Below are 21992 nucleotides of genomic sequence, written 5' to 3'. Positions count from 1 at the left end.
GTTAAAATCAATCCAACTTATGACCGACTAATACTGTACAATCGAGCGTTATTTGATTAGACAACGATTGCACAAGCTGTTCCTTTTGTTCTTCACTCAGTTGCCACGCTAATGGTGTCATTTTTAATAAAGCTTGCTTATCTTGATAAGAAAGATGAACTTTATCATGAATGAGATAGCGGTGACAATCAGGAAAATGGTGTGTAAATACTTCTAAGACTTTGGAATTATCATAAACCGTCGGCTCTACTAAATGATATTGTGCTAGTGCTTCGCGCACTTCCACTAAATAATTCGTATTGGGAATGACTTTAATAACTAGGCCATGTGGCTTCAAAATTCGTTTGAATTCTTGATAATTAGCTGGCGAAAGTATTGAAAAAATAATCTCTGCTGTTTCATCTTGAATCGGTAAATTAGCTAAATCAGCAATTATTGAAAAAATCGCTCCGTTATACTCTGTTGCCAATTGAATACCATCTTTCGCTAAATCTACCCCGATGAATGCGGTACTCTTAGGCAGATATTGTCGCATACGCATCAAATGACTCCCTTCACCACTTCCAGCATCTATTACTAATGTTGGTGCTTTAGTCAATTGAGTTGAAATAATCGTGTCAAATTGACGATGCAGCGCATCATATAAGGCAGTATTTTGAATGATGTGTCTTCTAGCGTTAAATAATTCCTTATCATACTTTGTTGGTGATAATTTCGTTTTTGATAAGTAATAATAACCTTGCTTAGCGCCGTCAAAGCGATGGTGATGAGGGCAAACAAAACTACTATCCTCTTGATGAAGAGGTAAACCGCAGTGAATGCAAGCACCCCAATCTTCAATTGGCCAACTGTGTAACCATTGTGTTGTTAATTGTTTTTTTGATAATTTCATTTGTTTTTCCTATCTTTATGTATGAAAAAGGGCCGGGACTCCCAGTCCTAGCCGTTTTTTCAACTATCTAATTTAGTCTTCTAAACCACGAACTTCACGAATAACATCCGCAATACGATGAACATAATTAGCACTTTTTTCATCGGTAGAAGCTTCTGCCATTACCCGTAACAATGGTTCTGTTCCACTAGGACGAACTAAAATACGACCATCACCGTTCATTTCCGCTTCCACTTCTTCAATCACTGCTTTGACAGCTGGTTCATCCATTACGGTATGCTTGTCACGCACACGAACATTCACTAATAATTGAGGAAAAATCGTTACTTCAGCAGCCAGTTCAGATAATGATTTACCTGTTTCTTTCATTACATATAGTAATTGAATGGCAGAAAGTAAGCCATCACCGGTAGTATTTAAATCTAAAAATACAATATGTCCAGATTGTTCCCCACCTAATGTATAGCCACCATTACGCATTTCTTCCACTACATAACGGTCACCCACAGCTGTTTTTAAAGCAACCATGCCGGCTTCTTCAACTGCTTTATGGAACCCAATATTACTCATAACAGTTGAAACAATGGTATCATGAGCTAAACGTCCTTTAGCTTTTAAGTGTTTACCACAGATGTACATAATTTTATCGCCATCCACAATCTCACCATTTTCATCAACAGCAATTAAACGGTCACCGTCCCCATCAAATGCTAAACCAACCATCGCTTTTTTCTCTTTAACAAAGTTTTGTAAAGCTTCTGGATGAGTAGAACCTACACCATCATTAATGTTAACACCATTTGGACGATCACCCATGGTATAAAATTCTGTTTCTAAATCAGCAAATAATTGACTGATTAATGGTGAAGTCGCACCATGAGCAGCATCAATACATACTGTAATCCCCGATAAGTCATTAGGAATTGTTGTTTGTAAAAATTGAATATATTTGCTTGATGCTTCATTAAATTCTTCTAAAGTTCCTAAGCCATCGCGACTTGGACGTGGCAAGGTATCTTCATCCGCATCTAATAAGGCTTCAATTTCTAACTCTTGATCATCTGATAATTTAAAACCATCCGCACCAAAGAATTTAATGCCATTATCTTGTGCGGGGTTATGAGAAGCACTAATCATAACACCTGCCACCGCACCTTGTGTACGAGTTAAGTATGCAACCGCTGGCGTTGGTACGACTCCTAATTGCATTACCTCAATTCCAATTGATAATAATCCTGCAATTAAAGCATTTTCTAGTAATTGTCCTGAAATTCTTGTATCGCGCGCTACTAATACACGTGGATGCTCAATATTATCTGCGTGTTGACGTAATACATATCCACCAAAACGTCCTAATTTAAATGCTAATTCCGGTGTTAATTCCTCATTTGCGACACCGCGTACCCCATCAGTACCAAAATATTTTCCCATTATATTGCTCCTTTTATCGCTATTATTCTATTTTATTCATTATTTGTACGATTACTTTGCGTTGTTTCTTCTTCTGTTACTGTCGTTTGTTCATTCGTTGGTGATGTTTCAACGGGTGCTGTTGTTTCTTCCGCTGAAGATGGTTGTGAAACAGTTGTTTCATTAGACTCTACATCGGTCTCCGTCTGCAGATTATTGACTGTGACGGTTACATCGACCGTCTCGGGTGAAACACTAATGCCATCTATTAGCTCAATGACACCTAACACATTACCACTCGTTACTAAGTCTGAAACATCTACAATCACATTCAAACTGTCAATATTTGCTATATTATTCCCGCTAATCGATACTGTCTGGAGATTCGATAGTGTATAGTGATATTGAAAGCTTTCATTTTCACCAACCGGTACAATGTTTAACCCTACCGTTTTGGTTTTTTCTCTTAAATTGACCGTTGCTGTAATTTCCGTTTCTGATGGATTAACATCCAATGGATTACCATCCTTATCTAAAATTTGAACCCGATAATTTTTTGTAAAGGAGGTACTTTGTGGTTTATCCGCAAAAATTTGAATTAAAACGCGTGCTACCTTATTGATTTCATCGGCTGAACCCGACAAGGTTACTTCATTAATATTTAATTCAACGCTATCTATTTCAAAACCTGCTGCCAAAGTCCCATCAGCAATTTCATACTCAACTGGTTGCGTTAAAGTCTCTTTCGTAGAAATCGTGCCATAAAATAAATCGGGTGTCACTTTATAAACAATTGAATCGGGTAAACCAATTACTTCAAAACGAATTGATGAGACTCCTGCTTTTTTGCCAACTAAAGATTCTGTTTGAACGGTTATATCTTCTTCAGAAATTTGATTAATGATATTTTTAGGACCACTTAATCGCACAGATACGGTTTCAGGCATCCCGCTAACAAAAGTCCCTTCATCATGTTCACCTAAATGCACCGGTACGTTCGAGATGGTTACTATTGAATCGATACTCGCTGAATTATTATTCAATGCCAGAGAGGATAGTGAGTTATTTTCGTTCGCTACCGATACAAATAATACTAAGGCAAAGAATAATGAAATTAAGCCTACCATCCAATTATTATCAAATAAACTATTTTTCATTATTGATCACCCCTTTGAGAAAAACCATTCAGAAAGAACTCTTTGATTAGCATAGGTAGAGATTTTTCTTCATCATCTTCGTCATCAACGGTTAAATATTGGGTTAATAATTGATGCAGTTCCTCATTCGACACATCTCGATGGAGATGGTCTCGTTTGACCAATGAAATAGACCCTGTTTCTTCTGATACAATTAAAGTCAACGCATCGGTCACTTCCCCTAATCCTATCGCTGCACGATGCCGCGTCCCTAATTCTTTGGGTATTAATGTACTCTCTGAGAGAGGTAAATAACTTGAAGCTGATGCCACTCGATAATCAGATATGATTACCGCCCCATCATGTAAAGGGGTATTTGGAATAAAAATATTAATCAGCAATTGATTACTTACATAGGAATCCATTTCAATTCCGGTATTAATATACTCTTCCAAACTATCTTCTGCTTCAATCGATATTAACGCCCCGATTTTACGTTTTGACATATATTGCACTGATTTTTCTAAATCTGTGATTAACTTATCACTAGGATTTTGCATACTTTTACGATTACGGAATAAGTTTTTCCCTAAGCTTTCCAACGCTTTTCTAATTTCAGGTTGGAATAAAATAATCAAGGCTACTACTCCCCATGAAATTATTTGATTTAATAACCAGTCTATGGTCTGCAACCCCATCAATGAACTGAATGCTTTCGCAATAAAAACGATGGCTATTCCTTTTAATAAATTCATCATGCGAGTTCCTCGCGCCCATAAGAGAACTTGGTATATTAGAAACCAGACAATGACAATATCTAAAATCTTAGCCAATGTTTGATTTCCCATATAACGTACTATCCAATCTATCAATCGCGTCACCGCCCCCTTAATTCTCGTTTAATTATATCACAAATCATTTCTTTGTGTGAAAATTTGTGTAAAAAAAAAGACCGGTCAGTATCATTTTGAGCAGACTCCCAAGGTTAGACCAAAACCTAAGACCTTTGGGCATCACTTCAATTCTGTCCCGTCTTATATTATTAGCATATGACACATCAATAAATGACAATTTCTTAAACTTGTTGAGAAGCCAACTATACTACAATCGCCATCCGAAGAGACGATCTATCTGTGGTCTATTTCTTAATTAATCCCTTAGGTTAATGGTGATGATGCGAAGGATTGCGACGTAAAGAAAAATGCTCTGGTACTTCATCTCTACCGCCTTTGACAAACGGATGGCACCTTAAAATTCGAGCAATCCCCATCATAAGCCCTTTGAAAGCACCATGTTTTTCTACCGCTTGTAACATATAACTGGAGCAAGTGGGATAATAACGACAAGAAGGTGGCTTCATAGGTGAAAGGTAAGTTTGATAGAATTGTACTAATTTAATAATGATTCGTTTCAATTATAATCGACTCCTAACCCCATAATGTGCTTGCAAAGCGAATAATTTCAGCCCAGGCATAAGTAAATACAAATAATGAAATAGGTCGACATAATAATACTAGTATGAAAAATCGTTTAAAAGTTAATTTCGACATTCCTGAAATCATACAGAATATATCATCAGGAAAAACTGGTAAAATAAACCCAATAATTATCAACCGCTCGAAAGCTTTGCTATCGCCAATTTTGCTGATATATTTTTCATATTGTTCATCAGAAATAAAGGCTTTAACTACCGATTCACCAAAACGTCTCCCTAGATAAAAATTGATGCAAGATCCTATTAACATTCCGGTAACATTACATAAAAAACCTAGCCAGGTTCCGAAAACCAAATTCCCGATGACGTTCGTTAACCCCATCGGAATGATTGGATAAATTGTTTGCGTAATTTGTAGGAAAATAAACACGATAGGTCCAATAATCCCTAACTTTTCTAATAATTCATTAAATCCGCCGCCTGGCTTAAAAAAAGAAGACTGTGCAATAAAAAAGGAGGCGATAACGGTAAAAATAATGCCCACAATTGTCGTATATCGAATTAATGAGCGCTTTTTTTTAAGTGAAATTAATGACATGCTGTACCCCTTATATTCAGTGTTAACGTAAGTATATCAATAAAAACCAGATGATGTTATCCGTCTCTAGTCTCAAATATTTTAGTTTTAAGACCCTTCGACTTTTAAACAATGAATGTTCCCCTTTTTTGTATTATAATAATCTTTATAATAAAAAAGGAGGAATCCCTATGCTTCATTATACACGCATTGAGAGCTTGATGAAAGCTATAAAAGAAAATCATTACACTGATTTAATAATTAGTAATCCCACGACGATTGCCTACTTAACAACTTATCAAAACCTTGATCCCGGTGAGCGGTTATTTATTCTACACCTGAATGAGAAAGGATCTATCACTCTTTACCTCAATCGACTATTTCCAGAGCCACCATCTCTTGCTTTTGATTGTAATATCATTTGGTACCGTGATGGCGAAAACATTATTGAAGAAATGGTCAAACATTTAAATAACAATGGCAAAATTGGTGTCGATAAAGATTGGCCGAGTCATTTCTTATTAAGCTTAATGGAACAAATGCCTCACGCTCAATTTAAGAATGGGAGTCCATTAAGTGATCGGCTACGTTCTATTAAATCGAATGAGGAGCAAGAAATGATGGCTGAAGCTTCTCGTTTGAACGACCAAGCAATGGAGTATCTCATTCAATTGGTTGCAAAAAGATTACCCGAGACTGAAATGGTTACTTTATTAAAACAAAAATACCAGGAACTTAATTGTGATGGTTTTTCATTTGAACCTATTATTGCCTATGGTGCCAATGGCGCTGATCCTCATCACACCACGAATAATGACCAACCTAAAATTGGCGATAGTGTCGTCATTGATATTGGAAGCTTTTATCAAGGCTATGCTAGTGATATGACTCGTACTGTTTTTTATGGCGAACCAAGTAAAAAAGCTCGTGAAATTTATGAACTAGTTAAAAAAGCCAACCTAGCGGCCATCAACCAAGTTAAACCTGGCGTCACTTTCGCCTCTATTGACCAGGCGGCCCGTAAAGTCATTGAAGAAGCAGGCTATGGTCAATACTTTACCCATCGAACTGGCCATAGTATCGGAATCGAAGTCCACGAACCGGGTGATGTGGGGGCTTTTAATCAAGATATAGTTGAAGTAGGCAATGTTTTCTCAATCGAGCCTGGTATCTATCTTCCCGGCGAATTAGGGGTTAGGATAGAAGACTTGGTCATTGTCACTGAAGAGGGTTGCCGTGTAATAAACAAAGTCACTAAAGACCTGATCAGCTGTCAACCTTCACTCCCTTAATCTCTTATAAATAAGTAACGCTAAAATACTTAAATAAAATTATAACTTATGCGCTTGATAACGGATTGTTTAATCGATACTTTTATTTAAACAATGACAACTTTATTGTCTATCGCTACAATCCTGCTTACCCAAGCGAGTTTTTTTATTGTTTTTATGTCACCTTTTATATTTATTAGGTTGACACAAAAGGTGTTTTCGATTATTCTATCGTTATTAAGACAAAAAAGGAGTGAACCTCAATGTCAACACGACAAAAAGTGTTAGATTTTCTAATGGAGGCCGCACCTGAACCTATCTCTGGACAGCTTATGGCTGATCATTTAGCCTGTTCTCGAAATGCAATATGGAAAGCGATTGAACAATTACGCTCTGATGGCTATCAAATTGATCAGCAAGGCCGAAAAGGATATGTTCTCGTTGATAGTGTCAATCACTTAGAATTAACTCAGCTAAAGCAACGTTTGGCGACGATTTGGCCAGAGTTAGCCATCACCTTTGAAGAAAAGGTGAGTTCAACTAATGACTTAGCTAAAATTCATGCCACTCAATCTCCCTCTATACCTGGATTATTTATTGCCACAGAACAGACAAAGGGGCGCGGGCGACACGGGCGTAGTTTTATGTCTTCGTTAGATCATGGTCTATATTTATCCTTAGTTTTTAACCCCAAAGTAGATTCTTTAAATGATATTACTTTATATACCACGCTAGCGGCAGCGGCTATGACTAAAGCTATCAGTCATTATACTGCTAGTCCCCTTGAAATCAAATGGGTCAATGACTTATTTTATCAAAATAAAAAAGTGGCAGGAATTCTATGTGAGTCGATGATTGATTTAGAGTCACACCAAGTAAGTTCTATTATTATAGGAATTGGTTTGAATTTAGCCGGCAATTTCGAAAAAGAATCTGAAGAAATCAAACAAGTTGCCGGAACAATTTTCGGTGATGCTATCCCACCAAATTTTAATTATAATCAGATGTTATCTCTGTTTATTGAGTCCTTTTGTGAATATGAACAAAACATTGATAAACGAGAACATCTTAACTATTATCAAGAACGTTTGTTAGGATTGAACCAGAAAGTATCTTACCTTCAAAACGGTCAAATACAAAGCGCGATTATTCGTGGAATCGATAAAGATGGACATTTATTAGTCGAACATGATAATCACAACATTGAAGCACTAATCGGTTCTGAAGTTCATTTTTCTAGTTCACAATTTAGTAAGTAAAAAGGAGTTATTTTATGAAAACAAGAGATATTACTTTAATGGCAGTTATGTTGGCACTATTAATTATTTGTTCCCAAATCGCGGTTCCCATGTGGCCAGTAGCCATCACTTTACAAACATTCGCCGTATTATTAATCGGCATGCTTTTAAATCCTAAACAAGCTTTAATTGTAACGACATTTTATATGATTCTAGGATTAGTTGGGTTACCAGTTTTTAGTGGTTTTTCGGGTGGTTTTAATAGCTTTTTATCACCATCATTTGGCTTTATTATCAGTTTTATCCCAGCTTCGTTTGTCACTTCATTGCTATCACGTAAATCAAACAGTTCATTAAAACAATTCATCATTGCTGGCATTGTGGCGACGATTGTTATTTATGCGATTGGGGTACCTTACTTAGGCTTTATCCTCAATCAAGTTCTTAATTTATCTAAATCTGTTGCTCAAATTATGCAAATCGGTATGACGCCATTTTTAATCGGGGATTCAATTAAATTAGTGTTCGCTAGTTTAGTCGCTGTAAGATTAACTAAAATCGTCAGATTAAATTATAAACCACTATAATCCGACCATTTTTATTGGCATTCAAATTGAACCTTCTTCATCGTACGATGGCGAAGGTTTTTTATGATACAATAATTGAAAATAATGGCTCTTTGTCAAATGGTGTAAGAGGCTGGACATAAACTTGATAAATTCAGTCAAAATTATTGTTCGTTAATTAACAGCGCAGTGGTTGAGTGGCATCAAACTGCGTCTTAATGTAGCGATATTAATCTTGAAAAATTCAATCGAATTAATGCACGTTAATTTATAGCGCAGTGGTTGAGTGGCCTCAAACTGCGTCTTTCGACTTGTTTGAGACCTATTCAACTGTGCGGGGGTAGGCCAACGAAGCGAAAATCATTCGATTTTCTACTTCTTGCCTACTCCCCCACACCAAAAAATATAGAGCCAAAATAATTCACGATGAGGAGAATTATATGAAAAACATTATATGCTGGTTTTGTTGGACCTGGTCCATGCTATTATTCTTTCCAGTAACTATTGATGCAACCAATGACGATTTAGTTGCTTGGGTCATTACGGACTTACACTATTTATCTGAGAGCCTGCATGATGAGGACGGTGAAGCTTATCAACATATAAAAAACACGGGTGCCAGAAAAGACTTTGATTATGGTGCTGAACGCATGCAAGCTCTAACCCAAGAAATTGCCCAAGAAAAACCGGATGTCCTAATTGTTTCTGGTGATCTCACCTTAAATGGGGAGTACCAAAGTATGCTAGACCTAGCCGAATATTTTAAAAATATAGAAGCATTAGGTACCGATGTGTTTATCATTCCTGGCAATCATGATATCGCAAGTGGTTGGGCTCGTGAATTTAAAGGAGAGACTTTTATCAAAACGAATCAAGTCTTGGCTCACGAATTTGCGACAATATTTAATGAGTTTGGCTATCAAAAAGCTATTAGCCGAGATCCAGATAGCCTAAGCTATGTAGCTACTATTAACCATAACTACTGGTTACTGATGCTTGATAGTAATCTATATAGTGATGTTCACGGCGTTGGCGCTCCTAAAGTCAACGGATTACTTAGCCAAACGACGCTCCAATGGATTGATAATATTTTTCAACTAGCACAAAAGAAAAATAAGCGCATCATTCCCGTGATTCATCATAATACCGTTACACATTATCAAGCTTTAGAAGCTAACTATACTTTAGACAATGCTGATGAATTACGTGACATCTTATTTAAATATGGTACTCCCTTTACATTAAGTGGCCATATTCATGCTCAACATTATGCGACGATAGAGTCCGCTAATCATAAACTAATGACCGACATTGTAACGGGGGCATTTGCTTCATATCCATCCTATATCTCGAAAATATCCTTTACAGATAATGCGATTACTTACCAAGCAGAACCCTTAGCGATGACTGATAATGCTATTACCAACTCCATTATCAACCCGCAATTACGAGATTATTCAAACTACATGAAACATTTATTCGACGATAGTAGTCACAAAATGGTCTATGGCGAAATGATTGAAGGCGGTTGGTATCAAGAAAATGATCCACTATTAGAAGAAGTGGCACAATATGTCGCAGCACTTAATTTAGCTTTTTTTGCAGGAAAACCAATCAATATTTTGGATTTACAAGACATTCCAAACATCGAAAAAATTCAACAGCTTATCGATGATAATGCAACAACTTTTTTCAAAGACTATCTTAAAATGATTCTCGATAATCAAACGGACTACACCGAATTACGTAATATACATTGGTAATCAACAGATACATTTTTGAAATTTGCTAAACGATCACAATTCAATTCTCACAATATTGAATCAATATTAGGTAAACGGTATAATAACATTGTAGGTAAAAAATTTTAGGAGGCTGCATATGCAATTTAACATTTCATGCGTCATCCGATCTTTTGTCAATAACGCAATTGAACAAGGTTGGATTGATTCTTTAGACCGGATATACACCACTAATCGTCTTATGTCTCTCATTCAAATCAATGAATTAGAAGAAGGTGTAAGTGATTCTAATGACTTACTTTCCTTAATGGATCAATTAACTCAGTATGCCATTGAGAAGGGAATCATCGAAAATATCGGCTATCAACGAGAACAATTTGAAGCAGCTGTAATGGATTTATTGACACCCTCTCCTTCACAACTAAACAATAAGTTTTGGGCGTTATATCAAAATAATCCTGCGGATGCAACGGATTATTTTTATAAACTCTCTAAAAGTAATGACTATATTAAAACTCGAAACATTGCCAAGAATATCCAATTTAACGCACCATACAAAAATTATGGCAATTTAGATATTACCATTAACCTTTCGAAACCAGAGAAAGATCCAAAAGAAATTGCTTTAGCAAAAAATGCTAAACAATCTAATTATCCTTTATGTTTACTTTGTATGGAAAATGAAGGGTATCAAGGACGAAATAATCACCCAGCCAGACAGCAACATCGTCTTGTTCGCTTAAATTTGAATAATCGTCACTATGGAATGCAATACTCGCCTTATGTTTATTACAATGAACATAGTATTTTTTTAAGTGAAGAGCATACCCCTATGAAAATCGACCGCAAAGCGATGGACAATTTATTAGCGATTGTTGAACAGTTACCACACTATTTCGCTGGTTCAAATGCTGATTTACCAATTGTAGGGGGATCAATTTTAGCCCATGACCATTATCAAGGGGGCCGTTATACCTTCCCTATGGAAAAAGCGAATGCCTATCAAACAATTAAATTGAACGCTTTTCCTTCCCTAAAAGTGGAATTAGTTGAATGGCCAATGTCCGTTATTCGTCTAAATGGTGCTAATCGCGATGAAGTCGCAACTGCTGGGGAAGCATTACTTAACTTTTGGCGAAATTATTCTGATGAATCAGTAGATGTTCTTGCTTATACAGACGATACACCTCATAACACTGTAACACCTGTGGCTCGTCGTCGTAATAATAATTTCGAATTGGATATTGTCTTACGTAATAATCGAACTAACGAAGCACATCCGGATGGAATCTTCCACCCACATCAAGACGTCCAACATATCAAGAAAGAAAACATCGGACTAATAGAAGTGATGGGCTTAGCGATATTACCACCTCGTTTAGTCAATGAAATCGATAGTATCAAAGCTTATTTATTAGACCAGGCAGACTTGAATCAAGTGGCTGAATATCACCAAACATGGGCAAAAGAATTAAAAAGCAAAGAATATGATGAAACCACGATTGACCGCTTTATCGAACAAGCAATCACCAACAAATTTGGACGTGTGCTTGAAGATGCAGGTGTCTTTAAACAAGATGAATCTGGGCGTCAAGCCATGCTACGTTTTATCGATGCCTTTAATCAACAATAATTACCACTAAAATAAGACGCATACTATTAAGAATGCTTTAAGCCAGTATCTTTTTATCTAGCTTATCAACTCAAAATAGCATGCGTCTTTTGCTTTTAAATTATATTAGAACGGCGCGCTATCTGGATGAGTCGCACCACTCATTCCAGCAAGATTTTGTAATACTAAGGCATCTTCTTCAGAAATCTCAATGCCTTCTAATTCGAGATTTGATTGAATATTTTTGGGATTAGTCGATCGTGGTAAAGGAATACAATCGCGGTCAATCACCCAACGTAAGGCTAATTGCGCTGCCGTACAATCATATTTTTTAGCCATTTCGAGCACTGTTTCATTGCTAAATAGTTCGCCCGCACCTAATGGACTATAAGCTTCTAATTCTATCACATGTTGACGACAATAGTGAATTAATGCCTCAGGATAGATAGTGTCAAATTATTGTTGGTTTTCCTCTACCATACTTTTTCCTATTTCTCTGAACCCAATTTTATGGATTCCATATTTTAACCGATAACCTTGATAGCGAGTCTCCAGCGGCATGGTACTTGCGTCTAGCGAGACTGGATTGGCTATAGGGGATGTGCCTTCCTAAAGACCTCCAAATCCTCCCATGCCGCCGGAGGCTCGCTATCAAGCACTCACTTCATTACCTTTAGCTGTCATTATGAAGACAGGCTTCACTCTATTGAATATTAATAACCAGCGATGGTCCCAAAAGCCTGGCGACTGCGTGTGTTATTGGAATAGTGTAAGATGGCTACTTTACCACTCCAATCATACTGACGAACGTATTTCCGCCCCACACGGCCATCTAATTTCTCTACTCTTCTTTTTCTTTCTTTTGTTTTAATTTGATTTGTTACCCAAGTTTTTAAATCGCCACCATTTAAGTCATAAGCTCGGGCTTTAGCGATGTTTTCTGCTCCTGTTGTACTCCATCCTAGCGGTCGCGAACTTAAACGAGCACTTAACCAATGGCTGACGTGACCTTCGGCACTACAACCGATATATTGAGGGTCCCTTTGTCTTTGAATAGAATCCCAATTGCCTATCAGATAGCGACGGATCGCTGAGTCGCACTTCGAAGTAGTCCTGTAAATAGCCTTTTTCACCTGTATAAAGCCAACGATGTAAAGTGGCGTATAAATGATCATTACTGATACCAACACATGCCTGACGAAGGTATTTAACCGTATGATAAGGGTCAAGAACAAAGCGTGTTTGAGTCGGTAGATAGTCCAACCCTTTCTTAATCCAGTGAGCCCCGTCTCCACTTAAATAAAGGGTCGGACAGGCTGCTAAATCGTATTGTTGGTCGAGGTAGTAATAAACATCTTCCCACAATTCCTCGCTATCTTCGTATAATCCTGTGAAGATGCGACTAATATTTAATTCTTTTCGGTCACTTGAACCTAAATTTTCTTTATATCCTTCGTGAACATAAGCCAAGCGCATTTCCCGATTCTTCCCATCTTGATAAGCTACATGGTCTTCATCGGCTTCAATATAGAGACAGTCTACCTGACGTTTTGCTTCCACCGGCAATGCAACAGAATCCGGGCGATACTTATGCACAATATTCTTGACTGTCTGGCTACTATAAATCCCGATATGTTCGAAGCTATCAATGGCCTCTTGATAAGAATGCTTGCTAGCCTTCTCGTAAATGGATGCTTCTAGATTGACATCCATGCGCTGATGAGGTGTGAGCGATAAGAAATCATCCAATAAATAACAGAACTCACCCGTTTGTTTATCTTTGTAATAACGTCTTGAAAGTTTAATGTCACCAATCAGTGTGGAGATTGTTTTCTCATCATCGCTACGATGAACGCTGTATCTTGCTTTTCTTCCAGGACTTTCAAAGATTGATTCCTCAATTGTTTTACAGAGATCTTCGGCTAAATCAACTGAGAGTTGACGCATCGTATCGCTAATAGTTTTGATGCATGTTGAAAAGTCTACTTCACCTTGAATCGCATTATTATATAAATCTGCCATCATTTCATTAATTTCTTGCATAATTTGTGTTATAATACTCATGGATAATCCTCTACCTTTCTGTGTTTTTTTCCTACTTACAGTATAGCAGAGGATTATCTTTTTTCTTTTAGCTGACCAACAGTTATTTTACACTAAGCTCAGGATAACAACCTGGCGCAATTTTAATTTGGTTTAATACCGGCTTAATACGAGCTGTTTTCAATAATTCTTCAATATGGTGCTCTAAGAAGTTAGAGATACCAATTGAACGAATTTTACCTGCCTCTACTAAATCTTCTAAAGCACGCCAAGTTTCAGCGTTTGCTTCTTTCCATGCATTCTCACCTTTATCGCGAACAGATTGTGGATTTGGCCAATGAATTAAAACTAAATCTAGATAATCCATTTTTAACTTTTCCAAAGACTCGTCAATGCAACGCATGGTATTATCGTAGCCTCTTACAGTATTGACTACTTTTGTGGTTACATATAATTGCTGACGATCAATGCCACTATCTAAAATAGCTTGCCCGACACTTGATTCATTTTGATAACCTTGTGCTGTGTCAATATGACGATAACCTACTTCTAAAGCATATTTGACAGCATTGTACGCTTGTTCGCCTTCTTCTAAGCGCCAAGTTCCAAAGCCAATCATCGGAATCTTTGTCCCATTGTTTAAAGATAATTCTTTTTTCATCTGAACCCTCCTAAAAATTAACGTTGTTAACCATATCATACAATAGATATTCTCTAAATGACAATATTTTATCTTCTTTTATTCATTTGAAATCTTATACTCATTATGATAAATTAGATATTAATTAAAAAAATATGAGAGTGTATTTATTTTACACTTTTTAGAAAGAAGAATGTGTGTGGAATTATCTGAAATAACCCGTCCAGGTGTTGGACAATATATCAGTCAACCGGGAGCTTTAACTTTTTTAGACAGCTCCATTCAAATGTTTAAACAACCTTTAATTATTACTGGTGCGAAAGCTTACCATGCTTTTAATAAATTTTATCCTCAAGGTCGTCGCTATCCTGTTTTATTCTATGATCAGAGTGCTTCCCATGAAAATATTGACAATTTAGTAAACAATGCCCCTCCAGGCACCGATTTAATTATTGGAATCGGGGGTGGTAAAGCACTTGATACGGCAAAAGGCGTTGCTAACAAACTTCAAGTGGAATCTGTGATGATTCCAACTGTACTTGGAACGTGTTCAGCCTGTACACCATTAAGTGTCATTTATCATCCTGATCATACCTTTAAAACCGTTGACTATTATCCCAAAGCTGCTTTCTTAACCATTGTCGATACAAATTTATTAGTAGAATCACCACTAAAATATTTACAAAGTGGCATCGGCGATACCCTCGCAAAATGGTATGAAGCCATTGCTTTAGCAGAAAATTTACCATTACCTTGGCCTACAAACATTTCCCTTGGTCTAAGCAGTGCTCAATTATCAAGGGAAACTCTGTTAAATGATGGTGCTAAAGCGATCGAAAGTTTACAATCTAATCAAATATCAGATGCGTTTCAACGAATTGCAGATACTATATTTTTAATCGCTGCTAGTGTAGGTGGCTTTGCTGGATCATATGGACGAATCGCGGGGGCTCATGCTGTTCATAATGGGCTCACACTCCTACCTGAAACGGCTTCAATTGAACACGGAGTCAAAGTAGCTTATGGTATTTTGGTACAAATTGCTACATTAGGTAATCACGAAGAACTGAATACCCTCTTACCATTTTACCAAGCCAATCATTTTCCAACTACCTTAAAACAACTTGGTGTGATGGAAGATTTACCTAACAAAATACATCAAGTTGCTACATATGCAGCGGCAAATAATGAGAGTTTTATTTTAGCTAAACAAGACCTGACAGCAGACGATATTATCAAGGGGATGACCTATTTAGAAAATTTAGCGTATCATTCATAAATACAATCATTATAATCGCTAAAATCAAAAATGGACTTAACCAACACAGTCTTAGTAACCCTAGCAAAAGTATTTAACTTGTGCTCGTTTGTTACTTCGACTCATGATTAAGTCCCTCTTTATTAATGTTTTTCAATTAACAGTTCTAATTCACCAATACTCTCAACAAAATGAATCTTTTGCCGTTCTTCAACGGTCATGAACCCTTCCTTAACCATCGTATCAAAAAATATTTCTAAATGATTGTAGTAACCATGAATATTCATTAAATAGCACTCTTTGTTAATAAGGTTTAAACGAATTAAACTGATGACCTCGGTAATTTCTTCAAGTGTGCCAGGTCCTCCCGGTAAAGCAACGAAAGCTTCTCCTAATTCAATCATCTTTATTTTTCTTTCAGACATGGTGTCTACTTCAATAAATTCGGTCAAATTAATATTGGCTACTTCTTTATTGATTCTTGGATAGTAAAATTAAGCTAGAAAAATAAATAGGCCATTTGTATGGTATCCTAAACATAAAATCACATGCTAAGGAAGGAGTACATACAAATGGCTTATACACATCTTACCATGAAAGAATTGATTTGGATAGAAAATTATTACGATAGCGGTAAAAAAGTAACGGATATCGCTAAAAAATTAAATCGGGCCATCCAAACCATTTATAACGTCGTTAATTTTCTTAAAAATAGTGGTAATATTCAGGAATACTACGATCAATATAAAGAGAATAAATCACGCTGTGGTGCCAAAAAGAAGGTCTTTAACACTAAACAAATCACATATATTAAGAAAAAAGTGGACCAGGGGTGGTCTCCTGACGTCATCATTGGTCGGAATGAACTCCCATTAGGATGTACAGCTCGAACACTTTATCGTCGTTTTAAAGACTCGGAACTCTTTGATCCCTCAACTTTACCGATGAAAGGTAAGAGAAAACCTAATGGGTATCAGGAAAAAAGAGGTAAACAACACTTTAGACGCACCATCGAAGATCGTCAAAAAGAAAATCCACAATATGAGAAAGAATTTGGACATCTAGAAGGTGACACGATTGTCGGAAAAGACCATAAGAGTGCAGTCCTAACACTGGTCGAAAGAATCAGTAAACTCATCATCCCGATAAAAATTAACAGTCGCAAAGCAAGTGATGTGCGAATCGCTTGTGATAACTGGTTTGCTTATTTACCGAGAAATTTATTTAAATCCATTACGTTTGATTGTGGAAAAGAATTTTCTGATTGGCAAGCCATTTCAAATGTCAATGACATCAATATTTACTTTGCTGATCCCGGTTGTCCGTCACAACGCGGCTTAAATGAACACTCTAATGGACTACTTCGAAGAGATGGGTTATCTAAGGGGATGGATTTTACCGATATATCGCAGGAAATACTCAGCCAAACAGCTCATTTCCGCAATGAAATTCCACGAAAATCATTAGGTTATCGAACGCCAATTGAAGTTTTTATCGATTGTTGTAAGGAACTTGGATGGATAGATGCTTTCTAATGCACACAATGTGTTTGTTAAGACAGTGAATCCATTGCGTAAGGCACCTGATTGTTAGAGCTTGACTTGGTGCCTAGCCCGGCATGATGATTTGGGGATGCTTTTTGGGTCTCCTACCCAAACCCTTTCCCCAACTCGCTATTCGCGAGTATCATACCGGAGCATCCAAGTAAAGCTCTAACGATTTAATGCATCAATTTGACTCACTACACTTGCCACAAATCTGACTTTGTGGAAACCTTAAAGTTAGTGGATAATTTATACTTGAACTTTCGAACAAGCATTTTAATTATCAATTAAACAAAAAGCAAACGTATTATGTGTTAGGTAAAAATTCTAGCTTAATTTGACAATCAAAAATTAGAAAACTGGGCATGATTCCGATTGCTCGACCACCAGTGTTGATAACGCTATTCGCTAGTACTCCCATCAATCCTTTATTGCCTCCACCATAAATTAATTGATGTTGATGCATGGCAATAAAACGCCCCAAGTCACGAGCAAATTCTTCATAAATTGACTGATTACCAAAATTAGAGCCACAGTACACTGTAATATTCATCGCGATTAATTTCCTTCCAAAAATTCAATTTGTTGATCTTCTAAAGAGCCGATACGACAAACTGAAAAGACCTCTAAACCTTTATCCATTAATTTTTGACGTCCATTTTGGAATGATTTTTCGATACAAATACCAACGCCAGCTACTTGGGCCCCCGCTTGCTCTACTAAATCAACTAAACCAAGCGCTGCTTCGCCATTCGCAAGGAAATCATCAATAATCAATACGCGATCATTTTCGTTAATATATTTTTTTGAGATGATGACACGATTGGTCACATTTTTGGTATAGCTATAAACATTGGTCTCATAAAAATCTTTATTTCCTAATGTTGATGGCTGTGTTTTTTTTGCGAATAACATTGGAACTTTAAAGTGTGCAGCCGTAATAATAGCCGGTGCAATACCAGAAGCTTCAATTGTTAGTACTTTGGTGATACCTTCTTGACGAAAATGATAATAGAAATCAATCGCAATTTCTTGCATGATTTCCGGATCGATTTGATGATTCATAAACGAATCCACTTTAATTACATTATTTGGTAAAATAATGCCATCTTTTAAGATGCGTTCTTTTAAATAACTCATTAATAACCCTCCATTTTTTAACATATCTATTATACCGAACCTTATCAAAGTTGCTATCATTTTTCAAAATTTTTAATATAAAAAAAGAGGAACGTTCGTCCTCTTCAAAATTCAAAGTTCTGATTATCATTGCCTCTTAAATGGATCCTCTTGATACTCTACTCGCATCATATAGAGTCCTTGTGGTGGAGCTGTCGGTCCTGCTTGATTTCGATCTTTAACTGAAAGTAATCTTTGTAATTCGTCTACCGGTTTCAAACCATCACCAATTTGTAATAAGGTGCCCACTAAAATACGAATCATATTATATAAGAAGCCATCTCCGTAAAAGCGAAAAACCAGTTCATTTTGCTTTGTATCTAAATTTACTTCCGCTTCATAAATCGTTCTAACTTTATATTCTTTATCTGTTTTAGTTGAACAAAAACTCGTAAAGTCATGTTTTCCGACAATTGTTCGAATTGCTTCTTGCATCACATCTAAATTAAATCGATAGGGATGGTGAGTGGTGTACAGGCGTTTAAATGGATCGGGGAAACGATTAATATCTACGCGATAACAATATTCTTTCGCCGTTGCCATATAGCGAACATGAAAGTCTTCTGCCACCTGACTGGCATCAATCACACGAATAGAATCGTCTAAAATACTATTCAATGCCCGGATGAGCGCATCAGGTGCGATATTAGCTGGATAATCGAAAGAAACGACTTGTCCAAGTGCATGTACGCCAGCATCTGTTCGACCAGCGCTAGATGTAGGAATATGCTCTCCCTTCGGCAATTTCGCCATTAATCTCAACGCTTTTTCTAATTCCTCTTGAATCGTATTGCCATTCGGCTGAATTTGATAACCAGCATAACCGGTCCCATCATATTGAATTTTAATGATATATTTCGGCATGCTAATCCCCTATAGATAAATTCTAATCAAGAATAATAGCGCAGTAACCACGATAAATGCCAATACTGCAATCAGATCATTACGCGTATACTCTAAATGACGGAATTTCGTTCGACCTTCACCACCACGATATCCTCTCGCTTCCATCGCAATCGCCATTTCCTCTGCACGATTAAATGCAGAAACAAATAGTGGAACCAAAATAGGTATAATCGCCTTCATGCGATCGACAAATCCACCTTGATCAAATTCTACCCCTCTTGATCGTTGAGCATTCATAATTTTTTGAGCTTCATCAATTAAAGTAGGCACATATCTTAAAGCAATCGATAACATAAGCGCAATCTCATGTGATGGAAAACCAAAGCGGGATAAAGGTCTTAACAAATGCTCAATACCGTCGGTCAATTCAAGCGGTGCCGTCGTTAAAGTCAAAATCGTCGACATCATAATAATGAGCACTAGACGCATAAAGATATAAAACGAATTTAATAAGCCCAAAGAGGTGACCGTGAAAGGTCCCCATTTGAAATAAACTTCTCCACCAGTTGTAAAAATCATTTGAAATATTACTGTAAATACAATAATCCACAACATTGGTTTTACCCCATTAATAAAAACGGATAATTTAATCCCAGTTAACGATATGGTTAATAATGTAAACAATAATAACAATAAGTAGCCCCAAATATTGTTGGCCAGGAAAATAATGGCAATAAAATAAAAACTTCCTAAAAGTTTCGTTCTAGGATCTAAACGATGAATCCAGGAATCGGATTGAATATATCTCCCTAATAATAATTTATCAAGCATCTTTATTCTCCGCCTCCTTCATCTTAATTAAAACATCCACTAATTCCTCCACACTTAAAGGATGAACCTCATAATCAACCCCTAAATGTTCCTCAATTTTTTTAATAAACGACAAAGTTTGAGGCAACCCCAATTGAAATTCATCTAACCAAGCTTCATCTTCAAATATTTCTCTTGGCGTTCCTTGACGAATGACATGCCCCTTATTTAAAACAATCACATGCTCAGCATATTTTACAACATCTTCCATATGATGCGTGACCATCACCATGGTTAAAGACTGTTCTTTTTGCAAACTAACAAACATCTCGAGCATATCGAAATGCCCTTGTGGATCTAGTCCTGCGGTCGGTTCATCTAACACCAGAATTTCCGGCTCTAATGCTAGCACACCCGCAATGGCAACACGACGCATTTGTCCTCCAGACAAATCGAATGGCGAGCGATCAAATAAATTTTCATTTAAACCGACTAATGCCAATTTTTCACGAGCAATCGACTCAGCTTCTGCCTCTGTAGCACCAAAATTTAAGGGACCGAACATCACGTCCTTTAAGACGGTCTCCTCAAAAAGTTGTGCTTCCGGAAATTGAAAAACAACACCCACTTTTTTACGTAAGGCTTTTAATGATTGATGTTTCGAATCAGCTGTTACTCGTTCACCTGCAACTGTCACTGCCCCTTCTGTTGGTCTAACTAGAACATTCAAATGTTGCAATAAGGTAGACTTTCCAGAACCTGTATGTCCAACAATAGCCGTAATTTTATTGGCTGGAATTTCTAAACTAATATTGTGTAATGCCTTGTATTCAAATGGCGTATTAGCATTATAGGTATAACTTACTTGGTCAAATACGATGTTGTTAGCCATTCAAATAACTCCTCTTCTGATAAATACTCTTTTGGCACTTCAATTCCTCTTCGTTCTAACTCCATATGAATTTTTTGAGCAAAAGGAATATCTAAGCCCATTTTGATAAGCTCATCACCTAAAATAAAAATATTATATGGATCATCTTGACGAACTAGTTTTCCTTGGTTCATAACAATAATACGATCGGCATTACTTGCCTCATCGATATCATGCGTTATCGAAATTACCGTTAAATTATATTTCTCTTTAATAGCTTTCACTGCTTCAATGACTTCTTTGCGACCTACAGGATCTAACATTGCTGTCGCTTCATCTAATATAATAACCTCTGGTCTTAAAGCTAATACTCCTGCAATGGCGACTCTTTGTTTTTGTCCACCTGAAAGGCGAGCAGGTTCGCTTTTTTTATACTCTGTCATTCGAACTTGTTCTAAAGCCTCTTCGATACGTGCAATCATTTCATCACGTTCTACTCCATGATTTTCTAGCCCGAATGCAACATCATCTTCAACAGTTGCCCCAACAAATTGATTATCTGGATTTTGAAATACCATTCCTACTAATCTTCTAATATCCCAAACTGATTCTTCGTTTAATAAAAGCGAATTGATATAAACTTCCCCAGCTTCAGGAACTAACAATCCATTAATTACTTTAGCAAGTGTAGATTTCCCTGAACCATTTGGTCCAATGATAGCTACCCATTCATTTTTATTGATAGATAAAGAAACATTGTTTAGAGCGAGTTGTTCACTTTCAAAATATCGAAAAGTTAAATCTTTTACTTCGATAGCCTTTTCTGTCATATTTGTTGCTCCTTTACTTTGTCATTTTCATAATGCCTATTATATCATAGAATGATTATCCTTAGGGAATTTTGGACTTTTTTATCAGAAAA

At 36.7% G+C, this 21992-nt stretch carries 24 protein-coding genes; 7 read left to right on the top strand and 17 right to left on the bottom strand.

Annotated elements, in window-relative coordinates:
- Positions 1 to 7 precede the first annotated feature (7 nt).
- The 6 genes from CYJ72_RS07390 to CYJ72_RS07365 form a co-directional block, all read right to left on the bottom strand.
- A complete protein-coding gene (locus CYJ72_RS07390) occupies positions 8 to 892 on the bottom strand; it encodes a methyltransferase domain-containing protein (protein WP_276647397.1) in 885 nt (294 codons plus the stop codon).
- Positions 893 to 964: 72 nt separating this feature from the next.
- Complete coding sequence (glmM, locus tag CYJ72_RS07385) at positions 965 to 2323, bottom strand: phosphoglucosamine mutase (RefSeq protein ID WP_284628961.1); 1359 nt, start codon at positions 2321 to 2323, stop codon at positions 965 to 967.
- 32 nt (positions 2324 to 2355) lie between these two features.
- Entirely contained in the window at positions 2356 to 3459 is a 1104-nt protein-coding gene (locus tag CYJ72_RS07380; RefSeq protein WP_101813172.1) for a CdaR family protein, read from the bottom strand.
- Positions 3459 to 4310: a diadenylate cyclase CdaA gene (gene cdaA / locus CYJ72_RS07375; protein ID WP_284628958.1), complete on the bottom strand. Its 852-nt coding sequence runs from the start codon at positions 4308 to 4310 to the stop codon at positions 3459 to 3461. The genes CYJ72_RS07380 and cdaA overlap by 1 nt, the downstream gene beginning before the upstream one ends.
- A gap of 290 nt (positions 4311 to 4600) precedes the next feature.
- Positions 4601 to 4852: a membrane protein insertion efficiency factor YidD gene (gene yidD, locus CYJ72_RS07370; RefSeq protein ID WP_066123409.1), complete on the bottom strand. Its 252-nt coding sequence runs from the start codon at positions 4850 to 4852 to the stop codon at positions 4601 to 4603.
- A 13-nt stretch (positions 4853 to 4865) separates the two neighbouring features.
- Entirely contained in the window at positions 4866 to 5471 is a 606-nt protein-coding gene (locus tag CYJ72_RS07365; RefSeq protein WP_066123407.1) for a TVP38/TMEM64 family protein, read from the bottom strand.
- A gap of 170 nt (positions 5472 to 5641) precedes the next feature.
- Here CYJ72_RS07365 and CYJ72_RS07360 point away from each other — a divergent pair, with 170 nt between their 5' ends.
- From CYJ72_RS07360 to galT, 5 genes are all read left to right on the top strand, one after another.
- Entirely contained in the window at positions 5642 to 6742 is a 1101-nt protein-coding gene (locus CYJ72_RS07360; RefSeq protein ID WP_180764765.1) for a M24 family metallopeptidase, read from the top strand.
- Between the two features lie 242 nt (positions 6743 to 6984).
- Positions 6985 to 7980, top strand: coding sequence for a biotin--[acetyl-CoA-carboxylase] ligase (locus tag CYJ72_RS07355; protein WP_284628954.1), 996 nt, complete (start codon positions 6985 to 6987; stop codon positions 7978 to 7980).
- Between the two features lie 14 nt (positions 7981 to 7994).
- Entirely contained in the window at positions 7995 to 8546 is a 552-nt protein-coding gene (locus CYJ72_RS07350) for a biotin transporter BioY (RefSeq protein ID WP_066123400.1), read from the top strand.
- Positions 8547 to 8965: 419 nt separating this feature from the next.
- Positions 8966 to 10288 (top strand): metallophosphoesterase, encoded by a 1323-nt coding sequence (locus CYJ72_RS07345; protein ID WP_284628950.1) that lies wholly within the window; start codon positions 8966 to 8968, stop codon positions 10286 to 10288.
- 118 nt (positions 10289 to 10406) lie between these two features.
- Positions 10407 to 11900, top strand: coding sequence for a UDP-glucose--hexose-1-phosphate uridylyltransferase (gene galT, locus CYJ72_RS07340; RefSeq protein WP_066127131.1), 1494 nt, complete (start codon positions 10407 to 10409; stop codon positions 11898 to 11900).
- Positions 11901 to 12005: 105 nt separating this feature from the next.
- Here the strand turns inward: galT and CYJ72_RS07335 are convergent, their stop codons facing one another.
- The 4 genes from CYJ72_RS07335 to CYJ72_RS07325 all read right to left on the bottom strand — a co-directional run bounded on the left by CYJ72_RS07335 (position 12006) and on the right by CYJ72_RS07325 (position 14583).
- Positions 12006 to 12308 (bottom strand): aldo/keto reductase, encoded by a 303-nt coding sequence (locus CYJ72_RS07335; protein ID WP_284630887.1) that lies wholly within the window; start codon positions 12306 to 12308, stop codon positions 12006 to 12008.
- 284 nt (positions 12309 to 12592) lie between these two features.
- On the bottom strand, positions 12593 to 13012 hold the full coding sequence (locus CYJ72_RS11670; protein ID WP_285255746.1) for a UPF0236 family transposase-like protein: 420 nt from the start codon (positions 13010 to 13012) through the stop codon (positions 12593 to 12595).
- Entirely contained in the window at positions 12897 to 13943 is a 1047-nt protein-coding gene (locus CYJ72_RS07330; protein WP_431606491.1) for a UPF0236 family transposase-like protein, read from the bottom strand. Before CYJ72_RS07330 ends, CYJ72_RS11670 begins: the two co-directional genes overlap by 116 nt.
- Positions 13944 to 14025: 82 nt before the next feature.
- On the bottom strand, positions 14026 to 14583 hold the full coding sequence (locus tag CYJ72_RS07325) for an aldo/keto reductase (RefSeq protein ID WP_431606490.1): 558 nt from the start codon (positions 14581 to 14583) through the stop codon (positions 14026 to 14028).
- 178 nt (positions 14584 to 14761) lie between these two features.
- On the opposite strand from CYJ72_RS07325, the gene CYJ72_RS07320 reads away from it, so the two are divergent.
- On the top strand, positions 14762 to 15841 hold the full coding sequence (locus CYJ72_RS07320; protein ID WP_066127170.1) for an iron-containing alcohol dehydrogenase family protein: 1080 nt from the start codon (positions 14762 to 14764) through the stop codon (positions 15839 to 15841).
- A gap of 122 nt (positions 15842 to 15963) precedes the next feature.
- On the opposite strand, the gene CYJ72_RS07315 is transcribed toward CYJ72_RS07320, so the two are convergent.
- Positions 15964 to 16299, bottom strand: a complete 336-nt coding sequence (locus tag CYJ72_RS07315) for an LOG family protein (protein WP_284630886.1) — start codon at positions 16297 to 16299, stop codon at positions 15964 to 15966.
- Positions 16300 to 16392: 93 nt separating this feature from the next.
- On the opposite strand from CYJ72_RS07315, the gene CYJ72_RS07310 reads away from it, so the two are divergent.
- Positions 16393 to 17355: an IS30 family transposase gene (locus CYJ72_RS07310; RefSeq protein WP_101975427.1), complete on the top strand. Its 963-nt coding sequence runs from the start codon at positions 16393 to 16395 to the stop codon at positions 17353 to 17355.
- Positions 17356 to 17671: 316 nt separating this feature from the next.
- On the opposite strand, the gene CYJ72_RS07305 is transcribed toward CYJ72_RS07310, so the two are convergent.
- The 6 genes from CYJ72_RS07305 to CYJ72_RS07280 form a co-directional block, all read right to left on the bottom strand.
- Positions 17672 to 17917: an LOG family protein gene (locus CYJ72_RS07305; RefSeq protein ID WP_284628947.1), complete on the bottom strand. Its 246-nt coding sequence runs from the start codon at positions 17915 to 17917 to the stop codon at positions 17672 to 17674.
- Positions 17918 to 17922: 5 nt separating this feature from the next.
- Positions 17923 to 18504 carry a xanthine phosphoribosyltransferase gene (locus CYJ72_RS07300; protein ID WP_066124337.1) on the bottom strand — a complete coding sequence of 194 codons (582 nt, stop codon included), beginning with the start codon at positions 18502 to 18504 and terminating at the stop codon, positions 17923 to 17925.
- 126 nt (positions 18505 to 18630) lie between these two features.
- Positions 18631 to 19407: a tRNA pseudouridine(38-40) synthase TruA gene (truA, locus tag CYJ72_RS07295; protein WP_284628943.1), complete on the bottom strand. Its 777-nt coding sequence runs from the start codon at positions 19405 to 19407 to the stop codon at positions 18631 to 18633.
- A gap of 9 nt (positions 19408 to 19416) precedes the next feature.
- Positions 19417 to 20220 carry an energy-coupling factor transporter transmembrane component T family protein gene (locus CYJ72_RS07290; protein WP_066124341.1) on the bottom strand — a complete coding sequence of 268 codons (804 nt, stop codon included), beginning with the start codon at positions 20218 to 20220 and terminating at the stop codon, positions 19417 to 19419.
- Positions 20213 to 21091, bottom strand: coding sequence for an energy-coupling factor ABC transporter ATP-binding protein (locus CYJ72_RS07285; protein WP_284628940.1), 879 nt, complete (start codon positions 21089 to 21091; stop codon positions 20213 to 20215). Before CYJ72_RS07285 ends, CYJ72_RS07290 begins: the two co-directional genes overlap by 8 nt.
- The gene (locus CYJ72_RS07280) at positions 21061 to 21900 is read right to left on the bottom strand and encodes an energy-coupling factor ABC transporter ATP-binding protein (protein WP_284628938.1); all 840 of its coding nucleotides are present in this window, start codon (positions 21898 to 21900) and stop codon (positions 21061 to 21063) included. Before CYJ72_RS07280 ends, CYJ72_RS07285 begins: the two co-directional genes overlap by 31 nt.
- Between the last annotated feature and the right edge of the window lie 92 nt (positions 21901 to 21992).

The organism is Globicatella sanguinis (assembly GCF_002847845.2).
In the GTDB taxonomy this organism is placed as follows: domain Bacteria; phylum Bacillota; class Bacilli; order Lactobacillales; family Aerococcaceae; genus Globicatella; species Globicatella sanguinis.
Note: the sequence above shows the minus strand (reverse complement) of the source record. Positions and strands in the feature narration are given on the sequence as shown.